Consider the following 23,892-nt stretch of genomic DNA (forward strand, 5'->3'; position numbering starts at 1 on the left):
CAATGCCACAAAGGTGGCAATAAATTAACGTTTGGAGAACTGTGGACGACGACGTGCTTTGCGCAGACCCACTTTTTTACGTTCAACTTCACGAGCATCGCGAGTAACGAAGCCAGCTTTGCGAAGATCAGAACGCAGAGTCTCGTCATAAGCCATCAGTGCACGGGTGATACCGTGACGGATTGCGCCTGCCTGACCAGAAATACCACCACCTTTAACAGTGATGTACAGATCCAGTTTGCCCAGCATTTCAACCAGCTCAAGTGGTTGACGAACAACCATGCGCGCAGTTTCACGCCCGAAGTAAACTTCGAGGCTGCGTTGGTTGATTACGATGTTACCGCTACCTGGCTTAATGAAGACACGCGCGGAAGAGCTTTTGCGGCGACCAGTGCCGTAGTATTGATTTTCAGCCATTGCCTATAATCCCGATTAAATGTCCAGAACTTGTGGTTGCTGTGCCGCATGGTTGTGCTCGCTGCCCGCGTAAACTTTCAGTTTACGGTACATTGCACGACCCAGTGGCCCTTTTGGCAGCATGCCTTTAACCGCGATTTCAATGACACGCTCAGGACGGCGAGCAATCATCTCTTCAAAGGTCGCTTGCTTGATACCACCGATGTGGCCAGTGTGGTGATAATAGATTTTGTCAGCACGTTTGTTGCCGGTTACAGCAACTTTTTCTGCGTTAACAATAATGATGTAATCACCAGTATCAACGTGCGGAGTATATTCCGCTTTGTGCTTGCCGCGCAGGCGACGAGCTATTTCAGTTGCAAGACGGCCCAAGGTTTTGCCATCTGCGTCAACAACATACCAGTCGCGTTTTACGGTTTCTGGTTTAGCTGTAAAAGTTTTCATTAAAGCTTACCCAATTATAAGTTACACGTTGGTGAACACTCGATGTTCAGAAACTGTTTTTGAGGTTCACACGACTCATGTCCAGCAAACCTACCCCTTCGAATAGCCTATGCCGGCACTATTGCAAGTTTTTTGGGAAAAAAAATCCTGCTGTAACGTGGGGTCGCAAGATTATAGAGAAGTCATTGTAAAAAATCGACCCCAAATTCAATAATTATCCAGTAGGCCGATGCTGCCTTCTCCCATAAGAGTCAAGATATCAAGGTAAATGAGGAAGTTTCAGGTATTCTTCGCTTTGCATTTCCTGTAATCGGGACAAGCAACGCCGATATTCAAACGTCAGCAATTCTCCCTGATAAATTTGCTCCATTGATACTTCAGCATTGATAATAAGCTTCACATGCCGTTCATAGAATTCATCCACCAATGCAATGAAGCGACGTGCTGCACTTTCATACAAAGTGGTCATTATTGGCATGTCATGCAGCAATACCGAATGATAAAGTTTCGATAGCGCAATGTAATCCAACTGGCTGCGGGGATCTTCACACAAGGTCTTAAAGCTGATGGCTAATACCCCGTCAACGCTGCTGATTGCGGGCATACTGCGATGATTAATCTGCAAAACCGGATTTGGTTCACCTTCCTGCCCGGACAAACGTTGGAACATGCGCTGCATCTCCTGCCGATTTTCTTCCGATAATGGTGTCAAATAGAGATGTGCCTGTGTGAGTGTCCGCAACCGATAGTCAATGCCCGCATCAACATTCATGACATCACAATATTTTTTTATTTGCTCAATGGCTGGCAGAAACCGCGCACGCTGCAATCCATTTCGGTATAAATCATCCGGTGGAATGTTGGATGTTGCTACCAATGCAATTCCCCGCACAAACAGGGCTTCCAGCAAAGTACCGAGGATCATGGCATCCGTGATATCAGAAACAAAAAACTCATCGAAACAGAGTATATCCGTCTCTGCCTTGAAGCCATCAGCCACTATCTCCAAAGGGTCTTCATACCCTTGCAGGGCCATTAGCTCTTCATGCACCCGCAACATGAAACGATGAAAATGGAGGCGTAACTTTCGCTCTGTGGGCAGGCTCTGGAAAAACATATCCATCAACCATGTTTTCCCACGCCCGACACCGCCCCACATATAAAGCCCCTGAACTGGACGACACGGTTCAGGGGTCTGCCGCCCAAATAACTTGCCAAATATTCCTTTCAGTTTATTGGGTTGTGGAGAATGGCAAGGGCTGGCATTAATAAGATCGTGATGAAGCGTATCTAAGCGTGCAACCGTATTGCGCTGCACATCATCAGGTTGGTACTGCCCCTCAGACAACGCAGATTGATAGAGAGATGAAGGTGTAATCGGTGACATGAAAGTGACAATCCTTAAAAATTTTTATTCTCAGCACGTATGACATTTTACTGATACAGAGTCGCGTCAATCTCTTCTGATTTCAGTTCATTATATGATTTCTCATCCAAAATTTCGCTTTACTGGCGACGCTGCAACTTAAAATCTATCGGATATAATTCACTGTATACCCTAGCAAATCTGTATAAAATTAACACATTAGATGGTGTATAAATTAATTAAATAATAATCAATATTCCACTCTGACTAAATTAGCGGTTATAGTGGTAGTAATGATATTGCAGAACTGATATTGCAAAACAATGATGTGACTAAAGGAGTTGCCATGACTTGGGAATATGCACTGATCGGATTAATCATTGGTTTTATCGTCGGCGCGCTGGCTGTCCGCTTTGGCAGCTCAAAGGTACGCCAACAGAATGAACTACAAGCAGAACTAGAGAAAAACCGGACTGAATTAGAAGAGTATCGCAAAGAGTTGGTCAGCCATTTCGCCCGCAGCGCTGAGTTACTTGATAATATGGCTCGCGATTATCGTCAGTTATATCAGCACATGGCCAAAAGTTCCAACGACCTGATGCCTAACATGCCGATACAGGATAATCCTTTTAATTATCGCCTGAGCGGATCCGAAGCCGAGAAAAATAAAATGGCATCGGACATACCTCCACGGGATTATTCTGAGGGCGCATCCGGCCTGTTCCGTCCTATCCAAGATAAGAAACAGTAAATTTTTTTGCCGTGGTAACATTCGGTGCCACGGCGCACTAACAGTGAATTCACGTAAATACCTGTAAAGAAATTCATTGAAACTACATTATTAGTGAACTTTGCTGAATAATCAGTAGTCATAGCAGCATCGAATTAATTATGCTTAGAACCTATCCCGATAAGCGTAATTTCCGGGAAGATTAAACTCCCTGACAGGATAGGTCTCTTAAGTACAACTTCCCTTTTTTGGCTATAGGTATTAAGAGAACGTATTCAATGAAAAGAAAAAATACATTGCTTAGCGCACTCGCTATCAGTATTGGACTGTCTTTAGCTTCAGTTCCAATGGTAAGTAATGCAGCATTACCTGCTGCCGTGGCCTCTCAAGAATTGCCTAGTCTGGCACCAATGCTGGAAAAAGTACTTCCTTCCGTTGTTACCGTGCATGTTTCAGGTACTGAAGTACAAAATCAACAGCTTCAATTACCCGAAGATTTCCAATTCTTCTTTGGACCTGCTTTTCCGCCACAAGAACAGCGAAGCCGCCCATTCAAGGGGTTAGGATCCGGCGTTATTATTGATGCCAATAAAGGCTATGTGCTGACCAATAGTCATGTCATTGAAAATGCTAACAAAATAAGAGTCCAATTAAACGACGGTCGCGAATACTCCGCAAAACTGGTTGGGCGCGATCCCCAAACGGATATCGCACTCTTAGAACTGAAAGATGCCAAAAACCTGACAGCCATTAAGTTCGCTGATTCCGACCAACTGCGCGTCGGGGATTATGCCGTAGCAATCGGTAATCCATTTGGGTTGGGGCAAACTGTTACATCCGGGATCATTTCCGCTCTTGGCCGCAGTGGCCTGAATTTGGAAGGTCTGGAAAACTTTATCCAGACCGATGCGTCCATTAACCGCGGTAATTCAGGTGGTGCCTTGATTAACCTGAAAGGGGAATTAATCGGTATTAACACCGCCATTATTGCTCCGGGCGGTGGTAACGTGGGTATTGGTTTTGCTATCCCAAGTAATATGGCCAGAAGCCTTTCTGCACAACTCATTGCCAATGGAGAAGTCAAACGTGGCATACTCGGGATCAAAGGAACCGAAATGAGCGCAGATATCGCTAAGGCACTCAACATCGATGCACAACAAGGGGCATTTGTCAGCGAAGTTATACCTAAATCGGCTGCCGCCAAAGCGGGTATCAAACCAGGGGATGTATTGGTTTCTTTTGATGGTAAGAAGATCAACAGCTTTGCTGAATTGCGGGCAAAAATTGGCACAACCGTTCCGGGCAAAGCTGTCAAAATTGGCCTGCTACGCAAAGGGAAGCCACTGGAAGTCACCGTAACATTGGATAACAGTGATGGCCAGTCAACCAAAGCAGAAAAACTGAGTATTGCCTTGCAAGGTGCAACCCTGAGCAATGCCACGGTGAAAAGCACTCAAGGTGTCAAAGTAGACTCCATTGTTCAGAACTCGCCTGCTGCACTGTCTGGTTTGCAGAAAGATGACCTAATTGTTGGCGCCAATAATGTGCGTGTGCGGAATATTGGCGAATTGCGTAAAGTCATTGAAGATAAAGCTTCAGTTGTCGCATTAAGCGTCTTACGTGGTGACGATAATATTTATCTGTTACTGCGTAATTAATCAATTAAATATTAAAAACGCGATCTAATGTCCATGACAGACACAGTATCATGCTGTGTCTGTTCGCTTCTATGCTATTCTTCTTTTCAATCAATTATTACTGAATAATGCCATGCTGACCAAGTTATTGCGCTCTATACTGATAGGTTTATTAATTGCAGCTATTTTGCTGATTGCCATTCCTTCCCTGCAACCCAATGGCTTAAAAAATCTCCTGAGCGATAACGCCAGCAATAAAGTTTACAGTTTCAGCCAAGGCGTCAGGCGGGCAGCCCCTGCTGTTGTCAATATCTATAGCAGCAGTATGGGTAGTTTTTCCCATGAAAGCCGGGAACTCCGGCCCCTGGGTTCTGGCGTTATAATGAGTGAACATGGCTATATTCTGACTAACAAGCATGTCATCAATAAAGCCGGCTCCATCATTGTCGCCCTGCAAGACGGTCGTTTCTATGAAGCCCTGCTGGTCGGTTCAGATGACCCAACCGATTTGGCGGTTTTGAAAATTAATGCCGCAGATCTTCCTGTAATCCCCATCAATCCTAAACGTGTGGCTCATGTGGGAGATGTCGTTCTGGCTATCGGTAATCCATACAATTTGGGGCAAACCATCACGCAAGGCATTATCAGTGCGACAGGGCGTGTTGGGCTTAGCCCGACCCGCCGCCAGAATTTCCTGCAAACAGATGCCTCAATTAATCAAGGTAACTCAGGGGGTGCTTTGGTTAATACGTTAGGGGAATTAGTCGGGATCAATACGTTAACGTTTGATAAGTCAGAGTTTGGCTCAACACCTGAAGGGTTGGGATTTGCCATTCCAACGAAACTGGCTACGACAATTATGCAGAAATTAATCCGTGACGGACGGGTTATTAGAGGATATATAGGTATCACAGCCAGAGAATTACCCCATATCCGCTCATCAGGCAGTAATATCAATCAAATTCAAGGCATGCGTGTTTTTCAGGTCGCACCGGGAGGCCCGGCCGAAAAAGCTGGCATCAAAGTGGGCGATATCATTACCAGCGTCAATCACCAACCTGCCGTTTCCCCCACTGAAACAATGGATCAAGTCGCAGAAATTCATCCCGGTAGCGTTGTTCCTGTCACCGTACTGCGTGATGGAACTTCATTGACCCTAAGTGTCACTATTGTTGAGTTTGATGGTTAGTGAAATTGATGATTAGTGAAATTGATGGTGAGTGAAATTGGTATCTTGAGGATCTGCACATTCGAAACCTGAACAGTGCATGGAAAAAGTGTTTAATCCCTCGTCCATAAAGGAACGAGGGATTAAATGAACGAAGAAAAAACTAATTTCGCTTAATCAGTTGACTTAATTCGCTCAATATTCGCCCCAAGACCACGCAACTTATCTTCAATGTGCTCGTAACCCCGGTCAATATGATAAATACGATCTACAACTGTAGTTCCTTCAGCAATACAACCTGCCAGCACTAAACTTGCAGAGGCGCGCAAGTCAGTCGCCATCACCTGAGCGCTAGACAGTTTTTCAACGCCGTGACATAACACTGTATTGCTCTCGATTTCTGCCCGAGCGCCCATACGAATCAACTCAGGAATGTGCATAAAGCGATTTTCAAAGATGGTTTCAGTGATCATTCCTGCACCATCCGCAACCATATTCAACAGGCTGAATTGCGCCTGCATATCAGTCGGGAAACCCGGATGCGGAGCCGTGCGGAATGTGACTGCTTTAGGGCGCTGACCGTGCATATCAAGACTAACCCAATCCTCGCCCACTTTGATGTCCGCACCCGCTTCACGCAGTTTCGCTAAAACAGCATCTAGTGTATCGGGCTTGGCATGACGGCAAACCACTTTGCCACGGGAAATCGCCGCAGCCACCAGAAAAGTGCCTGTTTCGATACGATCAGGCAGAACACGATGAACCCCACCGCCTAAACGGTCAACCCCCTCAATCACGATGCGATCAGTGCCTGCACCACTGATTTTCGCTCCCAACGTATTGAGGAAATTAGCCGTATCTTCAATTTCAGGTTCACGCGCCGCATTCTCAATGACAGTTGTACCTTCCGCCAATGTTGCCGCTGTCATAATAGTCACTGTTGCCCCGACACTGACTTTATCCATGACAATGCTGGCCCCTTTCAAACGGCCATCTACAGAAGCTTTGACATAACCTTCATCCAGCACGATTTTTGCACCAAGCTGCTCCAGCCCGGAAATATGGAGATCGACAGGACGGGCCCCAATGGCACAACCGCCCGGCAAAGAGACTTGCCCCTGACCAAAACGTGCCACCAGCGGCCCCAATGCCCAGATGGAAGCACGCATTGTCTTGACCAGTTCGTAAGGAGCACAATATTCATTGACTCCACTGGCATCAACAAAAACGGAGCCATTACGTTCCACTTTCGTTCCCAAGCGATTGAGCAATTTGATGGTGGTATCAATATCCTTCAATTCAGGAACATTCTGTAATTCAACTGGCTCTTCTGCCAACAACGCTGCGAACATAATTGGTAATGCGGCATTTTTTGCCCCGGAAATCGTAACCTCTCCCGACAGGCAAGTAGGCCCTTTCACACGAAATTTATCCATCTGTCATGATTCTCTTGTTTAATTCAAAGTGTGCTGTTCGCGGCGAAGCAAACAGCCTCAAAATCCCTGAAGCTTGCGGTCACGTTGCCACTGCGCAGGTGTATAAGCTTTGATTGACAACGCATGAATGCGATTATCTGCAATGTATTCCATCAGAGGAGCGTAAACTGTCTGCTGTTGTTTGACACGGCTCAGGCCATCAAAAATTGCTCCAACGACAATAACCTGAAAATGGCTGCCATCGCCGCTAACGATAACTTCATCAAGTGCCAGACTTTCTATCAGCACTTTTTTAATTTCATTATTATCCATAAATTGCTCACACCCATTGTTAGAAAATAGTGTCGTTAAAAAATAATAGTAGACGCCTATCCTAATGGAATCTAGGCGACTCTTAAACCAAGAAAAACGCCCCTGTAAGAGGATGGCTTACAAGGGCGTTGATTATCGAAAGAAAGAATTACGCTTTGGGCGGGTTATCGTTCAGCAGACTTTGCAGACCATACAACGCAACCAACGTTTCCAGACGTTCTCCCACACCTGAAAGTGTCAGAGTTCTACCCTGCTGCTGACACTCTCCCTTTAAACGAACAAAAAGAGCCAGCCCGGTGGAATCCACATGATGAAGCAGGGAAACATCTATGTTATCGATCCCCTCCATCACTCGGTCTTTTTGTTGCCACAAAGGAAGCAGGCTGTCACGATCCAATGTTCCTTTCAGAAACAGTGTATTCTCCGTTTTCTCCCAGCTCACTGTCTCCTGACTGGCCGGTGCGTTACCGACTATACCGTTATCAAGAATATCCTGTTTCATATCACTTTTTCTGTTCTAAAGTGATTGGCGCTTTCGCGCTGATAGACAATTGTTCAGTCAGCCCATCAATACCTTTCTGACGCAGGATATCCGCCCACTCATTCTGTTTAGTGGTGATCATGCTCACGCCCTCAGCGATCATGTCGTAAGCCTGCCAGTAACCTGTTTTACTGTTTTTACGCCATTGGAAATCCAAACGAATCGGCGGTTGCCCATTAGAATCAGTAATCGTGACACGGATTGCCACTATGGTCTTATCGCCCAATGGCTGCTCTGGTGCAATTTGGTAATTTTGCCCATGATACATAGCCAAAGCCTGACCATATGCCTGTTCCAGATAGGATTCAAACGCCTTGAAATAAGCGTCACGCTGCTCAGGTGTCGCTTGTTTGTAATAAGGCCCCAACACCAGTGCGCCAGCATATTTTATTTGCACATAAGGCAACAATTCTTGGCGCACAATTTGACGCAGGACTTCCGGGTTCGACTGAATCTGCGGTTGATCATTCTTCAAACGGGTAAACGTTTTTTCTGCCGCATCTTTCATCAATGCGTAGGGATTAGTTTGATCCGTAGCGCTGGCCAATGGCGCAACCACAAGCAACGCAACCATGAGTAATCGCTTAAACATAAGTATTATTTCTCCTAAGCAGTGGTTTACTGGTTAGTGTGCTTGTTCAGGTGTCGAAGCGGATTTTTCCTGATTTCCGCTACCGCTCTTATACAAGAACTGACCAATCAAATCTTCAAGTACCATCGCTGGCTTGGTATCTTCAATCTTGTCTCCATCTTTCAACATGGAGGTTCCCAAATCAGGGTCATCAAAACCAATATTGAGTGCAATATATTGTTCACCCAACAACCCTGAAGTTCGGATAGAAAGCGAGCTGGTATTTGGTATGTTGTCGTATTGCGTGAAAATATCCAATTCAACTTGTGGTGTATAGGTTTTGTGATCCAACCAGATTTTTTCCACACGGCCAATCACCACACCACCGACTTTCACCGGTGAACGCACTTTCAGGCCACCAATATTGTCAAAAGCGGCATAGACACGATAAGTCGGCTGACTGCCGAAAGAACGGATATCCGCCACTTTCAGACATAAAAAAATGATTGCAGCCAACGCAATCAGGACAAAAGCCCCAACCCAAATTTCATTTTTCTTGTTTTGCATCAACTTAGTTCCCAAACATCAGTGCTGTCAGCACAAAATCCAAACCCAATACCGCCAACGACGCATGAACTACTGTACGCGTTGTCGCCCTGCTGATCCCTTCCGACGTTGGGATAGCGTCATAACCATTGAACAGAGCAATCCACGTTACTGTGATGGCAAAAACGACACTTTTGAGAAAACAGTTCAGCAAGTCTTTTTGCCATTCCACCGCAGATTGCATGGACGACCAGAAAAAGCCTCCATCAATGCCTTTCCAATCCACGCCGACAATCGCGCCCCCTATGATCCCAACAGCGACAAAGATCAGAGACAACAAAGGCATACTGATAAAACCCGCCCAAAAACGTGGAGCAATCACTCGACGCAGTGGGTCAATAGCCATCATTTCCAGACTGGAAATTTGCTCCGTCGCTTTCATCAAACCAATTTCTGCGGTCAAAGCTGAACCCGCCCGCCCCGCAAACAACAGCGCCGTCACCACAGGCCCTAATTCACGCAACAGTGAGAGCGCCACCATCATGCCAAGGCTGCCCTCGGCACTGAATGTGGTCAAAACCAGATAGCCCTGCAATGCCAGAACCATGCCGATAAACAGCCCTGAAACCACAATAATCAGCAAAGACTGAACACCCACGCTATAAAGTTGCTGACGCAAGAGTTTCCATTGTCTGGCAGGCTCCGGCTTACCAATAATTGCACTGAACAACATGAAACCCGCACGACCGAATGAAGCCGTAACCTCAATCATACGCCGGCCCAATGCTGCCAATGCTCGTGTTAACATCACCATTCCATTATCCTAATAACTCAGTTTTGTAATCCCCAGCAGGGAAACGGAAAGGTACTGGCCCATCAGCGATACCATCCAGAAATTGCCGTACCCGCTGATCCTGATTCATTTTCAATTGTTCTGGTGTCCCTTCTGCGATCACTTTCCGTTCAGCCACAATATAGGCATAGTCAGCAATACTCAGTACTTCAGGTACATCGTGGGAAACCACAACACACGTAACACCAAGTGCGTGATTCAGCTCATCGATCAGTTTCACCAGAACCCCCATCGTGATAGGGTCTTGACCAACGAACGGTTCATCAAACATGATTAAATCAGGATCGAGTGCGATTGCCCTCGCCAGTGCCGCCCGCCTTGCCATGCCGCCAGACAATTCCGATGGCATCAAGTACGCAGCACCACGCAGCCCTACCGCTTCCAATTTCATCATCACGGTTGTATGAATCAACGCTTCGGGTAATTGGGTATGTTCACGCAAAGGAAAAGCGACATTGTCAAAAACATTCAGATCAGTAAACAATGCACCTGACTGAAATAACATGCTCATTTTCTTGCGGGCAGCATAAAGGCGTGGACGGGACAACGCTGGAATATTATCGCCATCAAACCAGATTTCGCCGCGTTCAGGGCGAATTTGCCCTCCAATCAGACGCAACAAAGTGGTTTTTCCTATACCGGAAGGCCCCATGATGGCGGTAATTTTTCCTTTCGGGACGGTCAGATTAATATCAGCAAAAATCGGGCGTTGACCTCGGGTGAAATACATACCGCAGATCTCAATTAGATTTGCTGTTTGTTGACTCATTGTTGATAGCCCCTAACCGTTAATAGAACTGTCTTCATTACTTTATTTAAATAATCCATGACGCATACTACAAAAAAATTGCCCAGTTTGCGTTAGCAAAATGGTGACAAATTTTACTTTTTATCTCTTGGCCGTCAGAATGTATAAGTCTAGCTGAATAAACATTTCATGTTTAGAAATCAACCATTATTAGCATTATGCTCGGAATAAATCTTATTTAAGGCGCCCCCATGTTTCTGACTATTGTACTGCTCATTACCGGGTTGATTTTACTAGTATATGCTTCCGATAGATTGGTTTATGGTGCTGCGGTTTTTGCCCGTGCCATGAAGATCCCTCCATTTATTATTGGTCTGATCATTATAGGAATCGGAACCTCACTGCCAGAACTCATGGTGTCTATTACAGCAATTTTAGACGGGCTGCCGGACATGGCCGTGGGCAATGCCATTGGTTCCAATATTACTAACCTGCTGCTGATTACAGGTGCTGCGGCGTTCATCAGGCCAATCACAGTGAAATCCAATATCCTGCGCCAGGAAGTGCCACTGATGCTGGTGATCACTGCATTTGCCGGATATCTGTTATCTAACAGTTACCTAAGCCGTCTGGATGGTATCCTTTTGTTGCTTTCAGCCCTTTTCTTCATCGCCCTGATGATCAAAATGACCTCATTATCCCAGTCTGATGGCATGGATAGTTATACTCAGGAACGAAATGCGGAATTACCTGTCGAAGGCAACAAAGGCATTGCCCTGCTTTGGGTTGTTTTGGGTTTGATTATTCTCCCTATTTCTACCCGTATGGTGATTGACAACGCAACCGTCATTGCGCGCATTTATGGAGTGAGTGAACTGGTCATCGGACTGACCATCCTTGCCGTGGGAACCAGCCTGCCTGAACTCGCCACTACGATTGCCGCAGCCATAAAAGGTGAGAATGATATGGCAATGGGAAGTATTATTGGCTCTAATGTATTCAATATCACCCTCGTTTTGGGTATTCCCGCCATACTTTCCCCCAGTGTTATTTCACCCGAAGCTTTTTCCCGGGACTTTTGGGTCATGATGGCAGCCAGTATACTATTCACGGTATTCTGTCTGGGAAGAAAGCACCGATTGAACCGATTGAACGGCATCTTGTTATTGAGCTGTTTTATCACTTATTTTGTCGTACTTTTTGTTTCTAATTATTACGGTACTCATTAATTGCCGATTGAATGGGAAAAGAGTGGGAAATAGAAATGCCTAAGATCGATTTTCAGCAAGCAGGTAAGAAAGTATTACACATCGAACTCGACGGACTGGCTGGTCTGGAACAATATATCAATGACGATTTCAGTCAGGCCTGTGAATTGATGTTTGGTTGTGAGGGAAAAGTCATTGTCATGGGAATGGGCAAATCCGGCCACATTGGGCGGAAAATCGCTGCAACATTTGCCAGTACCGGCACGCCTTCTTTCTTTGTCCATCCCGGCGAGGCCAGCCACGGCGATCTTGGTATGGTAACATCAAAAGATATCGTTCTGGCAATTTCCAATTCAGGTGAATCAAATGAAATTCTGGCGTTGATTCCTGTTCTCAAGCGACAAAAAGTTCCGCTAATCTGCATGACAAATAACTATATCAGTAGCATGGGAAAAGCCGCTGATGTCCATTTATGTATTAAAACGCCACAAGAAGCCTGCCCGTTGGGACTTGCACCAACCACCAGCACGACAGCCACGCTTGTCATGGGAGATGCTTTGGCCGTTGCCCTCTTACAAGCCCGTGGTTTTACTGCCGAAGATTTTGCACTTTCCCACCCGGGTGGCGCACTGGGACGCAAACTTCTGTTACTGGCGAGTGATTTAATGACCACAGGTGATGACATTCCCCGTGTTCCGCGTACAGCAACATTGCGTGAAGCTTTGGTGGAAATCACACGCAAAAAGCTAGGTATGACAGTTATTTGCGATGCAGACATGCAGATCAACGGAATTTTTACTGATGGCGATTTACGCCGGGTTTTCGATATGGGAATCGATTTAAACCATGCGAAAATCTCTGATGTGATGACTTCCGGAGGCATCCGCATCAAACCCAATGCCCTGGCCGTTGATGCGCTAAATCTGATGCAATCACGCCACATTACGTCCCTGTTGGTTACAGAAGGAGACAAATTGCTTGGTGTATTACATATGCACGACCTTTTACAGGCCGGAGTCGTATAAATAGTATAAACCTTAAGAGAATCCCTTAATGAATCAAAAAGAGTCTCTGGACACCTGCTATGGTCCGGTTAACAAAAATATTATCGAAAAAGCCAGTAAAATTCGTCTTCTGATTTGTGATGTTGATGGCGTCATGTCTGATGGGCTGATCTACATGGGGAACCAAGGGGAAGAGCTGAAAGCATTTAATGTTCGTGATGGTTATGGCATCCGTTGTTTAATCACTTCGGGCATTGAAGTTGCGATTATTACCGGCCGCAAGGCAAAATTGCTGGAAGATCGCGCAAAAACATTAGGCATTACACATCTTTACCAAGGCCAAAACGATAAGCTTTTGGCGTATCAAGAACTGTTGGATAAACTAGCGTTACAGCCAGATCAAGTTGCCTATATTGGTGACGACCTTATTGACTGGCCCGTCATGGCACAGGTTGGATTATCTGCTGCGGTTGCTGATGCCCATCCACTGCTGTTGCCGAAGGCAGATTACGTGACCCGGATTGCGGGTGGTCGTGGTGCAGTCAGGGAACTTTGTGATTTGGTGCTCTTCGCTCAAAATAAGCTGGAAGGCGCCAAAGGATTATCCATATAAACTAAAATTGAAAAAAGAATGAGCAAAATTCAATCCTGGCTGATTGCAATACTGATATTGATCGCGCTTGCGTTGATTGGCTGGAATTTATCTAATGTAAATGATGATACATCATCCGCCATTGTGGATGACGGTCATCCCACTTATCAAACCCAAAAAGCCATTACTTTCGTCTACGATCCAGAAGGAAAGTTGGTTTACAAACTGGTCTCCGACGATGTTAAAAACTATGCGGAAACGAAACTGACTTGGTTTACCAAGCCCGTATTGACAACATTTGATCCGAATAGCATCCCTGGAACCCCAATCCCTACATGGACAGTACGTTCCAACCAAGCCAAACTAACCAATGATAAAATGCTCTACCTGTATGGGGATGTCCAAGTGGATAGCCTGTCCGATGCGTCACAACTGCAACGGATCACAACAGACAATGCGACCGTCAATCTCACAACCCAAGATGTCGCATCTGATGACCAAGCCACCCTTATTGGCATTGATATAAAGTCTGTTGGCATGAAAATGCGCGGCAATCTGCGAAACAAAACTGCTGAATTGATTGAAAAGGTGACCACTCGTTATGAGATTCCACATGAACAACCTAATCCGTAATACCGTTATTGCCAGTACGCTTTTTGCAGCGAGCCTGCCTGTACTGGCCTTGAAAGATGATACGAAAAAGCCTATTACCATTGACTCAGCGAGACAGTCGCTGGATTTAACGGGTAACGTTGCCACATTTACGGACAGCGTTGTTGTCAAACAAGGCTCGATCGATATTCATGCAGATAAAGTCGTTGTCACCCGTCCAGAAGGGGATTCGAATAAGACGGTCATTGAAGCCTTCGGCAACCCAGCGACTTTCTACCAATTGCAGGATGACGGTAAGCCCATCAAGGGGCATGCCTCAAAGATGCGCTATGAGATGGACAATGAGCTGGTTACCCTGACAGGTAATGCCTATCTTGAACAACTGGACAGTAATATCAAGGGCGATAAAATCACCTATCTGGTACCAACACAACAAATGGAAGCCTTTAGTGATAAAGGTAAACGTGTTACCACCGTCCTGTTACCTGCTCAGCTACAGGAAAAAGGCCCGGGTGCTGATGTTCAAAAAACTGATGTTCAAAAAACTGAACTTCAAAAAAAGAGTAAATAACGGCATATGGCAATACTAAACGCAGAAAATCTGGCTAAGGCCTATAAAGGCCGTAAGGTCGTTGAAAACGTCAGCCTAAAAGTGAATTCAGGGGAAATTGTTGGCTTACTTGGCCCCAATGGCGCAGGTAAAACCACCACTTTCTACATGGTAGTCGGCATTGTTCCACGTGATACCGGCACCATTACGATTGATGAAGAAGACATCAGCCTGATGCCGTTACATGAACGCGCCCGTCGTGGGATAGGCTATTTACCGCAAGAGCCCTCTATTTTTCGTCGTCTGAGCGTATTAGACAATTTGATGGCTGTCCTTGAGATCCGCAAAGACTTAAACCAAGAACAACGAAAAGCGCGCGCAAAAGAGTTGATGGAAGAATTTCACATCGCTCATCTGAGTGATAACCTTGGGCAATCACTTTCTGGTGGCGAACGTCGCCGTGTAGAAATTGCCCGAGCGCTGGCCGCCAATCCCAAATTCATCCTATTGGATGAGCCTTTCGCGGGTGTTGACCCAATTTCCGTACTGGATATTAAAAAGATCATTCAACACCTGCGGGATTGCGGTCTGGGTGTCCTGATTACCGATCATAATGTCCGTGAAACACTGGATGTTTGCGAGCGGGCTTATATCGTTAGTCAAGGCAACTTGATTGCCCACGGAACACCTGATGAAATCCTGAGTAACGAACAGGTCAAACGCGTCTATCTGGGTGAAGGCTTCCGCCTTTAATCCTCATTCTTCTGTCAGTCAGACGCAATGCAGGGAATCATTCAAGCTAGATTTAAGGAGAAAGTAGTAACGCTATGAAGCAAAGTTTGCAACTCAGGCTCAGTCAACAATTGGCGATGACGCCCCAGCTCCAGCAAGCTATCCGTTTGTTGCAACTTTCTACGCTTGAACTTCAGCAAGAGATCCAGCAAGCGTTGGAAACCAACCCGCTGCTTGAACAAGATGATCTGCATCAGGAAGTGGATAGCCAAGAGCTTCCTGACGCTGATTTTGAAACAGCAGCGATGGATACCCGCGAAGCACTTGAACAGAAAAATATGCCTGAAGAGCTGCCATTGGATACCAGTTGGGATGAGATTTACTCCGCTGGCACGCCTTCAGGGACCAGCAGTGACTACAATGCGGATGATTTTCCCATGTATCAGGGAGAAACCACCCAGACACTGCAAGATTATCTGATGTGGCAGGCAGATTTGACGCCGTTTACCGAAACGGATTCCGCCATTGCCACTTCGATTATTGATGCGATTGATGATACTGGTTACCTGACCGTCCCAACTGACGAAATTCTTACCGGCATGGGTGATGATGAACTCACTCTGGAAGAGGTTGAAACCGTTCTCAAGCGCATACAGCATTTTGATCCCATTGGCGTTGCTGCCCGTGATTTACGTGAATGCCTGCTTATCCAACTTTCAATGCTGCCGTCAGAGACGCCTCACTTAAACGACGCCAAACTTGTTGTCAGCAACTACCTTGAATTGCTTGGCAACCGGGATTTCCGTAATTTATTACGTCAGAGCAAATTAAAAGAGAGCACCCTAAAAGAGGCAATTGATATCATTCAATCTCTGGAGCCGAAACCGGGACTGGCAGTCAACACCGGTGAATCCGAGTATGTTATTCCTGATGTATTGGTGCAGAAAGAAAATGAAAGCTGGCAAGTCAGGCTAAATACCGATAGCATCCCCCGTCTGCGCATCAACCAACATTACGCAGCACTGGGGCAACGGGCCCACAATGAGCGTGATAGCCTATTCATTCGCAATAACTTGCAAGAGGCCAAGTGGCTGATAAAAAGCCTCGAAAGTCGCAATGAGACATTATTGAAAGTCGCAAGCAGTATTGTCGAACGGCAACAAGACTTTTTTGAATATGGTGAGGAACACATGAAACCGCTGGTACTGGCTGATATCGCCTACCAGGTTGACATGCATGAATCCACCATTTCCCGTGTGACGACACAGAAATATCTGTATAGCCCACGAGGAATTTTTGAACTTAAATATTTTTTCTCCAGTCACGTCAACACCGATAGCGGGGGCGAAGCTTCTTCTACCGCAATACGTGCTCTGGTGAAAAAACTGGTCGCGGCAGAAAACCCGGCCAAGCCTCTGAGTGACAGTAAATTAACCAGTATACTGGCTGAACAAGGCATTCAAGTGGCGCGGCGAACTGTCGCAAAATATAGAGAGTCGTTATCCATCCCGCCTTCAAACCAACGCAAAAAGCTGGTTTGAACAACACAGAGAAGGAAAACACTATGCAACTCAATGTTACAGGCCACAATATTGAAATCACAGATGCACTGCGCAACATTGTAAACACCAAATGCGGCAAGCTGGATCAATATTTCGATAAGATTAACCTCATTCAGGTCACCCTCCGAGTGGAAAAGGTGCAGAAGATTGCCGAAGCCACAGTACATGTTAATGGAGGTGAGTTGCATGCAACCTCAGAGCATGAAGACATGTATGCGGCAATTGATGCACTGGCAGATAAGCTAGCGCGTCAATTGACCAAACACAAAAGTAAATTGAGACAACATTAACAGCTTTCAGGCAACGGGGCCGTCATACAATTATTGCTGTTCTATCTATATACCCAATGGATTCCAAGATGCAGCCAACAAAGCGGCAACTTGAAAGACGACGGGTATAAACAGTGCATCAATACCGGATGCCCCAATTAGGTATCCGGTATAACAAGGCCCTAAGTGAATAAAGAAATGAACAACGAAACAGATTTACCACTAAGCTCAGTGCTTTCGCCCGAATGCACACGTAACAACGTACCGTGTTCGAGTAAAAAGCGTGCCTTAGAAATTATCAGTGAGCTGGCATCAAAACAGCTTGGATTACCAGAATATGCTGTATTCGAAGCCATTCTTTCCCGCGAGAAAGTGGGAACAACTGGCATTGGCAATGGGATTGCAATTCCCCATGGCAAATTGGACAAAGAATGCTCTAAAAATGCCGTTGGCGTATTTTTGCATCTGGAACAACCCATCACCTTTGATGCCATAGATAATCAACCTGTTGACCTATTGTTCGCTTTATTGGTGCCATCGGATCAGTGTCAAACTCATTTACACTCACTATCATTGATTGCAAAGCGCCTTGCAGATAAAACACTCTGCCGTCGTCTGCGCTCAGCACAGAGTGACGAAGAGCTATACAAAATCATTACTGAATAAACAGCGATTACAATTATAAACATATAGGGGAGTCGCCTCATGGTGCTGATGATAGTCAGCGGTCGTTCAGGTTCCGGAAAGTCCGTTGCCCTGCGTGCGTTGGAAGATATGGGCTTCTATTGTGTGGATAACCTACCGGTCGTGTTGCTGCCAGAACTGGCAAACACGCTGGCTGAACGCGATATTTCAGCAGCGGTTAGCATTGATGTCAGAAACATGCCGGAATCACCAGAAGTCTTCGAAGAAGCTCTCACGCAATTACCGGACAGTTTTTCACCACAATTGCTGTTTCTTGATGCGGATCGCAATACTCTGATCCGTCGCTACAGTGACACGCGTCGTTTACATCCGCTATCAAGCAAAAATCTGTCACTGGAAAGTGCAATTGACCAAGAAAGTGATCTGCTGGAACCTCTGCGCTCTCGTGCCGATTTGATCATCGATACCTCTGAAATGTCTGTCCATGAACTGGCAGAAATGCTCAGGACACGTTTACTGGGTAAACGGGAACGTGAACTTACCATGGTATTTGAATCTTTTGGTTTCAAACATGGCATCCCGATCGACGCAGACTATGTTTTCGATGTGCGTTTCCTGCCAAACCCTCACTGGGATCCCAAACTGCGCCCAATGACTGGTTTGGATCGTCCTGTTGCAGCATTTTTGGATCGCCATACAGAAGTGCATAACTTCATTTACCAGACCCGCAGTTATCTTGAACTTTGGCTGCCAATGTTGGAAACCAATAACCGCAGCTACCTGACTGTTGCCATTGGCTGTACAGGCGGTAAACACCGTTCTGTCTATGTTGCTGAACAACTGGCAGATTACTTCCGTTCTCGTGGTAAAAACGTGCAATCACGTCACCGCACACTGGAAAAACGTAAATAGTGCAACCAATGTAAGTAAAGCATGACAGTCAAACAACGGCTTGAGATTAAAAATCGGCTTGGTATACATGCCAGACCTGCGATGAAACTGTATGACCTTGTGCAGCAATTTCAATCGCAGGTGATCCTGCGCAACAGCAATAACTTACAAGCCGAAGCTGATAGCGTGATTGCCATGCTTATGCTGGATTCCGAACAAGGCAGCTATATTGAAGTTGAAGCAATCGGGCCTGATGAACAGCAGGCGCTGGCAGCTATTGTTGAACTCTTTAATTCTGGTTTTGACGAAGAATAGCATCCTCTCCCTAAGCACATTGGCTCGAAAGGCTTGTTATCCCTTCTCTCCGTCTCAAAAACTTCATGGTTTAGTCGGTTGGGGCAGCTATTCTGTCGCCACTCCTTATTGGAGAGAGCATAAAATCTATGGTCACTCCATTTTTACAACACTGATTTTGAGCTTGATGCTTTACAGCATGAATATTTACTTATTATCCATTGCTTAAGTTTGATTTTTTTATGAATAAAATCAGCTTAAAAAAATCCCAAAAAGGTAATATTTTAAGAGGAATAATAAGTATCATATCAACAATTTTTGATTATAACTCTATATGAATGAAATTGAGGTATTCATACTCCACCCTAGAATCTTACCCTGATTATTTGATAAGGTGTTAGTTATCGGCCTTAATGCACTAAGAAAGAAATAAATATTCATGCTCTTTCCCTGACTGGATATATAATATATTTTATAGTGAGCTGTAATGTTTATTTATATTTTAACAGTGGTTATTTTTATATTTAAATAATCAAATATTAATTAATTTTTAATAATTATATACATTAAACAATCAGACAACAAGATAACATATTTTTTCTAAAACGAATAACATTACTTGTATTCCCAATATGACTTGTATACATTGTACTCACCTTGCAAGGGAACAACATATCAATAATCTTACAATCTCTGACTGGAGAGGTATATTATGGATTATCAACCATTAGGTGTTTAATTGATTATATCCGGGTAGGTGTAAAATAAATTTATACCTGCCCAATCATCCATTTGGATAATGGAAGTTCGAAAATGATAAAATATATTGGCATAGGTGCCAATGAATTTGACACATATCTGGATTATGCAATATTTAACATTATCGCTATTTATTTATTACATTCCGATCCTTTACAGTTAGGGATTCTTGGGGCATGTTTTTCTTTGCCTTTCCTCTTTTCTAGTTATTTATTCGGGAAACTTTTTGACAGATATGAAATTCGACGGTTCAGAATATTATTGTTTTCAGCTAATGCGTGCGTAATACCATTCATCGGGTTAGGAGGTAGTATTCTCGTACTTTATGCCACGGCTTTCATTAAAACTCTGGTCAGGAGCGGGATTAATATCTCAAATACAAAATTGAATAAGGATGATGAAGAAACTAGTCGGTTTTATGAAATCTATGGATATTTAATCAGCATCAGTAGGATCATTATTCCACTTATTGTCATCGGGGCATATGGTCTTTGGGGGATATGGTTTGTCGTCGGGCTCTCTGTTATCTTAAATCTGGTAGCATCGTTGAGCACATTTCTTGACCATACACAGTATCACCACTCAGAAATTTCTCAGGTTACTGAACCGTCAGAATCATATTCATTTTTAAAAATAATGTTGAAGAAGCAGGAATTGGGTATTCTTGTTACCGCATATACGATTTCGAATCTGGCCTTTTATCTCAGTAATGATATGTTGGGAATTTTCTTTAAAGTAATAGGACAGGATGAAAACAGTATTGGTATTATCATTTCCTTAATGGGACTGGGTAGTTTTGCAGGAACTAAGCTGGCTTCATTTCTGATAAAAAGAATAATAGCAAAATCAGTTTTACTTTATTCCATTCTTACCAATGCGACAGCGTTTACTTGCTTTGGTTTTTTACCTTCAAACACCACCTCTGTTTTAGCTTTTTATTCAGCCATAGTAATAGTAGGGATATCATCGGGAATTACTTTTTTTGCCGTACGTTATGGTGTCAGAAACACGGTGGGTTACGAAAATGTAGGGAAAACAACAGGCATAATTCAGATGTTGTCTGCTTTGGTAGCAATAATTATGCCGATTATTGGAGGTGTTATTGCTAATTATTATGGTATAGATACAACTTTTCGTATAACCAGTATTATTTTCTGTATTACATTAATTTACTTCATCTTATTCGTTAAAAAAATAAAAGGAAGCATATATATGTATAACTCACATAAGCTCAGCGAAATTAATTTACCGGATTCACAATCGGCATGATAATTTCATAAGTAAAATCATGAGGGATAAAAATGTTTAACGGAATGTTAGTCGTCAAAAATGCAATATCTGAACGAGAAATAGATATTCTGTATCGCTACTTAGCAATCTCTGCCAATTGCGGGCTTCTGAAAGGTAATACGGATTCTGTGGAAGCGCATATGTACTATGCACTTCCCTATTTTGAAGCCATGTTAAGTTATTATTGTGATTTTGTATCGAAGACAGTCGGAGAACCTGTTTATCCCAGTTACTCTTTTCTTTGGAATTATAAAAAAAATTACCAACTTCCTCATCATAAAGATAGAAATTCAGTTGATTACATTATCTCTCTTGGTATTCATAAAGCTGAGGAAAGTGACTGGGGTATTTATATTGAAGGAAATCGGGTAGATATGAATATTACGGACATTCTAATCCTTGATGGTAAAAAATTGAACACTGGCGTGAACCATGCCCGTATAATAACCGTTTCCAGCTCATACTATGTTACACAAGGGACAAAAATCTGATATTTGATAAAAGAAAACATTTAGGTTTTGATCCTGTTCCTGAAGTGATTACATCACCATTTAAAAATAACTTATCTAAAGGAATATTTTCGTCAGCCCTGCTTATCCCAACTGCATCATAGTAGTGATATACGACATCATGACAGAAATTTCGGTTTCATTTTTTCTTTCTGGGACAAGTTATTTGGTACTCAAATGTTTCCTCCAGCTAAAGCAGAGCTTGTATTTGGTGTGGCAGGTGAGAAATATGAAAATTACTCAGGATTGAAAAATATGTATTTTACTCCGTTCAGAAGGGCAAAAAAACGGATAAAAAAATTTTTCGGTAAATATTTTTCCAACCTTATGTAGTGATGTGATAGACGCCCCCTTTCTTTATCGAATACTTTGTCTGTCATTTTTACAGAGACACTGAAAGAGGAAATTTACGCTCGACGGGTAACCGGAACCCCTATAATTGGTAACAGTCCTGTTAAGTTGTAATTTCCCAATCATAGCATCGTATTTTTAAACGAAAGGCCTGTAAAACAAAGCTACCCGATTCGGGCTATAAACGGGCGCGACTTGGCGTGTTTGTAACGAAAACAACCGAGCATCCATTTATTACATTGTTCAGCCCATTTTGATTAGCACATCAAAACTATTTTTTCTCCAAACTATCTCCCATATTTCCGCACAAACATAAAAACAGCCGTAAAAACCAACCAAAGATAAAAAAAGCTTAATAAATCCTGATCACTAAATATTCACCAAAGATAAAGCTGAGTTGTTTAAACTATTAATTTAGTTAATTACCCCGACTATTTATAAATAGTATTATATTGATAATAAATGTTAGCACTCAATAAGTTAACCATGTGAAATTAGATTAAAAAGACTTTATTATTAAAACACATTTACAAAGAGAACGTTATATGTACAGTTCCTAAATTGGAGATTTACTTCATGCGTTTTAGTAAAACTACACTGGCTATTTTTCTTGGTCTGACTCTGTGCCAAGGTGCCGCTCACGCTGCACCTATTCTTTCCTTAGACAATGCTCAAGCACAAAAAGTTGCTGCCCACAACAACTCTTGGGTTGAAGTCAATCCCACGATTTTCGAAAACAATATCCACACACTGCAAAAAAACCTGAATAAAGGCACCAAAATGTGTGCGATTCTGAAAGGCGATGCCTACGGCCATGGTATCGGCTTGCTGATGCCATCTGTCATTAAAACGGGCGTAACTTGTGTGGGCATTACCAGTAATGAAGAAGCCCGCATCGTGCGTGAGAGCGGCTATAAAGGACAATTACTGCGCGTCCGCACCGCTGATATAAGTGAAATTGAAAGCACACTGGGCTATGACATGGAAGAAATGGTCGGTGATCTGGAACAGGCTCAAGCTGTTGATGCACTGGCTAAAAAACATGGCAAACAAATTCGCGTTCATCTGGTACTGAACACCGGACTCATGAGCCGTAACGGGCTGGAAATGAAAACTGAGCAAGGTCAACAAGACGCACTGAAAATCGTTCAGTTACCTAACCTGAAACTGATCGGCATAATGAGCCACCATGCTATCAGCGATCTGGATGTAATCCGTTCAAGCATCAAGAACTTCACAGAACAAACTTCTTGGTTGATCAAAACCGCCAACCTGAAAAGAGATGAAATCACTCTGCACGCATCAAGCTCTTTTGCGTCCATGAGTATCCCAGAAGCACAATTCGATATGGCGCGCGTTGGTAGTGCACTTTACGGCGTTCTGCCTGATAGCCATCCAGAATACAAGCCGCTGATTAAAGTAAAAACCCGTGTTGCTTCTATCAAGTCATACCCTAAAGGCAATGGTGTTAGCTACGACAACACTTACATCCTGAAACGTGATTCCAAACTCGCCAACCTGCCAGTGGGTTACTCTGATGGCATCAGCTCCAGAATGTCAAACAAAGCCTATGTTCTGATCAATGGTCACCGTGCGCCAATTGTTGGCAGCATTTCCATGAACACGGCGATGGTAGACGTTACTGACCTGCCTGACGTGAAAGCGGGCGATGAAGTGGTGCTCTTCGGTAAACAAGGCAACAATGAAATCACTCAGTCTGACATTCAGGCATGGAGCGGTATACCGATTTTTGAGTTACTTTCCATCTGGGGAGAAACCAACCCAAAAATCGCGGTTACAGGCTCCTAATCAGCCGTTCCAAATGATATCGGGTTATTCTTCTGACCTGTGTTAA

General features: G+C 44.1%; 27 protein-coding genes. 17 read left to right on the forward strand and 10 right to left on the reverse strand.

Going from position 1 to position 23,892, the window contains the following annotated elements; genetic code table 11:
* Nucleotides 1-24: 24 nt before the first annotated feature.
* From rpsI to zapE, 3 genes are all read right to left on the reverse strand, one after another.
* Nucleotides 25-417, reverse strand: coding sequence for a 30S ribosomal protein S9 (rpsI, locus tag Xenpb_RS06660; protein ID WP_010847761.1), 393 nt, complete (start codon nucleotides 415-417; stop codon nucleotides 25-27).
* A 15-nt stretch (nucleotides 418-432) separates the two neighbouring features.
* A complete protein-coding gene (gene rplM, locus Xenpb_RS06665) occupies nucleotides 433-861 on the reverse strand; it encodes a 50S ribosomal protein L13 (protein WP_038259580.1) in 429 nt (142 codons plus the stop codon).
* A 259-nt stretch (nucleotides 862-1,120) separates the two neighbouring features.
* Nucleotides 1,121-2,248: a cell division protein ZapE gene (zapE, locus tag Xenpb_RS06670; protein WP_187653615.1), complete on the reverse strand. Its 1,128-nt coding sequence runs from the start codon at nucleotides 2,246-2,248 to the stop codon at nucleotides 1,121-1,123.
* A gap of 325 nt (nucleotides 2,249-2,573) precedes the next feature.
* Here zapE and zapG point away from each other — a divergent pair, with 325 nt between their 5' ends.
* The 3 genes from zapG to degS all read left to right on the forward strand — a co-directional run bounded on the left by zapG (nucleotide 2,574) and on the right by degS (nucleotide 5,783).
* Entirely contained in the window at nucleotides 2,574-2,978 is a 405-nt protein-coding gene (zapG, locus tag Xenpb_RS06675) for a Z-ring associated protein ZapG (RefSeq protein ID WP_099115587.1), read from the forward strand.
* Nucleotides 2,979-3,235: 257 nt separating this feature from the next.
* A complete protein-coding gene (gene degQ / locus Xenpb_RS06680) occupies nucleotides 3,236-4,615 on the forward strand; it encodes a serine endoprotease DegQ (protein WP_187653616.1) in 1,380 nt (459 codons plus the stop codon).
* 112 nt (nucleotides 4,616-4,727) lie between these two features.
* Nucleotides 4,728-5,783: an outer membrane-stress sensor serine endopeptidase DegS gene (gene degS / locus Xenpb_RS06685; protein ID WP_187653705.1), complete on the forward strand. Its 1,056-nt coding sequence runs from the start codon at nucleotides 4,728-4,730 to the stop codon at nucleotides 5,781-5,783.
* Between the two features lie 152 nt (nucleotides 5,784-5,935).
* On the opposite strand, the gene murA is transcribed toward degS, so the two are convergent.
* The 7 genes from murA to mlaF form a co-directional block, all read right to left on the reverse strand.
* On the reverse strand, nucleotides 5,936-7,198 hold the full coding sequence (gene murA / locus Xenpb_RS06690; protein ID WP_187653617.1) for a UDP-N-acetylglucosamine 1-carboxyvinyltransferase: 1,263 nt from the start codon (nucleotides 7,196-7,198) through the stop codon (nucleotides 5,936-5,938).
* A gap of 57 nt (nucleotides 7,199-7,255) precedes the next feature.
* Nucleotides 7,256-7,510, reverse strand: coding sequence for a BolA family iron metabolism protein IbaG (gene ibaG, locus Xenpb_RS06695; protein WP_187653618.1), 255 nt, complete (start codon nucleotides 7,508-7,510; stop codon nucleotides 7,256-7,258).
* Between the two features lie 148 nt (nucleotides 7,511-7,658).
* The gene (gene mlaB / locus Xenpb_RS06700; RefSeq protein ID WP_187653619.1) at nucleotides 7,659-8,012 is read right to left on the reverse strand and encodes a lipid asymmetry maintenance protein MlaB; all 354 of its coding nucleotides are present in this window, start codon (nucleotides 8,010-8,012) and stop codon (nucleotides 7,659-7,661) included.
* Between the two features lies 1 nt (nucleotide 8,013).
* A complete protein-coding gene (gene mlaC / locus Xenpb_RS06705) occupies nucleotides 8,014-8,643 on the reverse strand; it encodes a phospholipid-binding protein MlaC (protein ID WP_187653620.1) in 630 nt (209 codons plus the stop codon).
* Nucleotides 8,644-8,676: 33 nt separating this feature from the next.
* Nucleotides 8,677-9,189: an outer membrane lipid asymmetry maintenance protein MlaD gene (gene mlaD, locus Xenpb_RS06710; RefSeq protein ID WP_187653621.1), complete on the reverse strand. Its 513-nt coding sequence runs from the start codon at nucleotides 9,187-9,189 to the stop codon at nucleotides 8,677-8,679.
* A 4-nt stretch (nucleotides 9,190-9,193) separates the two neighbouring features.
* Complete coding sequence (gene mlaE / locus Xenpb_RS06715) at nucleotides 9,194-9,976, reverse strand: lipid asymmetry maintenance ABC transporter permease subunit MlaE (RefSeq protein ID WP_187653706.1); 783 nt, start codon at nucleotides 9,974-9,976, stop codon at nucleotides 9,194-9,196.
* Between the two features lie 10 nt (nucleotides 9,977-9,986).
* On the reverse strand, nucleotides 9,987-10,790 hold the full coding sequence (mlaF, locus tag Xenpb_RS06720) for a phospholipid ABC transporter ATP-binding protein MlaF (RefSeq protein WP_187653622.1): 804 nt from the start codon (nucleotides 10,788-10,790) through the stop codon (nucleotides 9,987-9,989).
* Nucleotides 10,791-11,020: 230 nt separating this feature from the next.
* On the opposite strand from mlaF, the gene Xenpb_RS06725 reads away from it, so the two are divergent.
* The 14 genes from Xenpb_RS06725 to alr all read left to right on the forward strand — a co-directional run bounded on the left by Xenpb_RS06725 (nucleotide 11,021) and on the right by alr (nucleotide 23,846).
* Nucleotides 11,021-11,998: a calcium/sodium antiporter gene (locus Xenpb_RS06725; protein WP_099115596.1), complete on the forward strand. Its 978-nt coding sequence runs from the start codon at nucleotides 11,021-11,023 to the stop codon at nucleotides 11,996-11,998.
* A 35-nt stretch (nucleotides 11,999-12,033) separates the two neighbouring features.
* A complete protein-coding gene (gene kdsD, locus Xenpb_RS06730) occupies nucleotides 12,034-13,002 on the forward strand; it encodes an arabinose-5-phosphate isomerase KdsD (RefSeq protein WP_187653623.1) in 969 nt (322 codons plus the stop codon).
* Nucleotides 13,003-13,030: 28 nt separating this feature from the next.
* A complete protein-coding gene (gene kdsC / locus Xenpb_RS06735) occupies nucleotides 13,031-13,594 on the forward strand; it encodes a 3-deoxy-manno-octulosonate-8-phosphatase KdsC (protein ID WP_187653624.1) in 564 nt (187 codons plus the stop codon).
* 18 nt (nucleotides 13,595-13,612) lie between these two features.
* Entirely contained in the window at nucleotides 13,613-14,206 is a 594-nt protein-coding gene (gene lptC / locus Xenpb_RS06740; RefSeq protein WP_187653625.1) for an LPS export ABC transporter periplasmic protein LptC, read from the forward strand.
* Nucleotides 14,187-14,756: a lipopolysaccharide ABC transporter substrate-binding protein LptA gene (lptA, locus tag Xenpb_RS06745; RefSeq protein ID WP_187653626.1), complete on the forward strand. Its 570-nt coding sequence runs from the start codon at nucleotides 14,187-14,189 to the stop codon at nucleotides 14,754-14,756. Before lptC ends, lptA begins: the two co-directional genes overlap by 20 nt.
* Before the next feature lie 6 nt (nucleotides 14,757-14,762).
* Complete coding sequence (gene lptB / locus Xenpb_RS06750) at nucleotides 14,763-15,488, forward strand: LPS export ABC transporter ATP-binding protein (protein WP_099115601.1); 726 nt, start codon at nucleotides 14,763-14,765, stop codon at nucleotides 15,486-15,488.
* A 74-nt stretch (nucleotides 15,489-15,562) separates the two neighbouring features.
* Nucleotides 15,563-17,008: an RNA polymerase factor sigma-54 gene (gene rpoN, locus Xenpb_RS06755; RefSeq protein WP_187653627.1), complete on the forward strand. Its 1,446-nt coding sequence runs from the start codon at nucleotides 15,563-15,565 to the stop codon at nucleotides 17,006-17,008.
* Nucleotides 17,009-17,031: 23 nt separating this feature from the next.
* Nucleotides 17,032-17,319 carry a ribosome hibernation promoting factor gene (gene hpf, locus Xenpb_RS06760; protein WP_047963570.1) on the forward strand — a complete coding sequence of 96 codons (288 nt, stop codon included), beginning with the start codon at nucleotides 17,032-17,034 and terminating at the stop codon, nucleotides 17,317-17,319.
* Between the two features lie 177 nt (nucleotides 17,320-17,496).
* A complete protein-coding gene (gene ptsN, locus Xenpb_RS06765; RefSeq protein ID WP_047963569.1) occupies nucleotides 17,497-17,964 on the forward strand; it encodes a PTS IIA-like nitrogen regulatory protein PtsN in 468 nt (155 codons plus the stop codon).
* Nucleotides 17,965-18,003: 39 nt separating this feature from the next.
* Complete coding sequence (rapZ, locus tag Xenpb_RS06770) at nucleotides 18,004-18,855, forward strand: RNase adapter RapZ (protein WP_047963568.1); 852 nt, start codon at nucleotides 18,004-18,006, stop codon at nucleotides 18,853-18,855.
* A 21-nt stretch (nucleotides 18,856-18,876) separates the two neighbouring features.
* A complete protein-coding gene (gene npr, locus Xenpb_RS06775) occupies nucleotides 18,877-19,149 on the forward strand; it encodes a PTS phosphocarrier protein NPr (RefSeq protein ID WP_187653628.1) in 273 nt (90 codons plus the stop codon).
* A 792-nt stretch (nucleotides 19,150-19,941) separates the two neighbouring features.
* On the forward strand, nucleotides 19,942-21,156 hold the full coding sequence (locus Xenpb_RS06780) for an MFS transporter (RefSeq protein ID WP_187653629.1): 1,215 nt from the start codon (nucleotides 19,942-19,944) through the stop codon (nucleotides 21,154-21,156).
* 32 nt (nucleotides 21,157-21,188) lie between these two features.
* Nucleotides 21,189-21,668 (forward strand): hypothetical protein, encoded by a 480-nt coding sequence (locus Xenpb_RS06785; protein WP_187653630.1) that lies wholly within the window; start codon nucleotides 21,189-21,191, stop codon nucleotides 21,666-21,668.
* A 945-nt stretch (nucleotides 21,669-22,613) separates the two neighbouring features.
* Nucleotides 22,614-23,846, forward strand: a complete 1,233-nt coding sequence (gene alr, locus Xenpb_RS06790) for an alanine racemase (protein ID WP_187653631.1) — start codon at nucleotides 22,614-22,616, stop codon at nucleotides 23,844-23,846.
* Nucleotides 23,847-23,892: the final 46 nt, after the last annotated feature.

It is taken from the genome of Xenorhabdus sp. PB62.4 (assembly GCF_014467285.1).
GTDB lineage: Bacteria > Pseudomonadota > Gammaproteobacteria > Enterobacterales > Enterobacteriaceae > Xenorhabdus.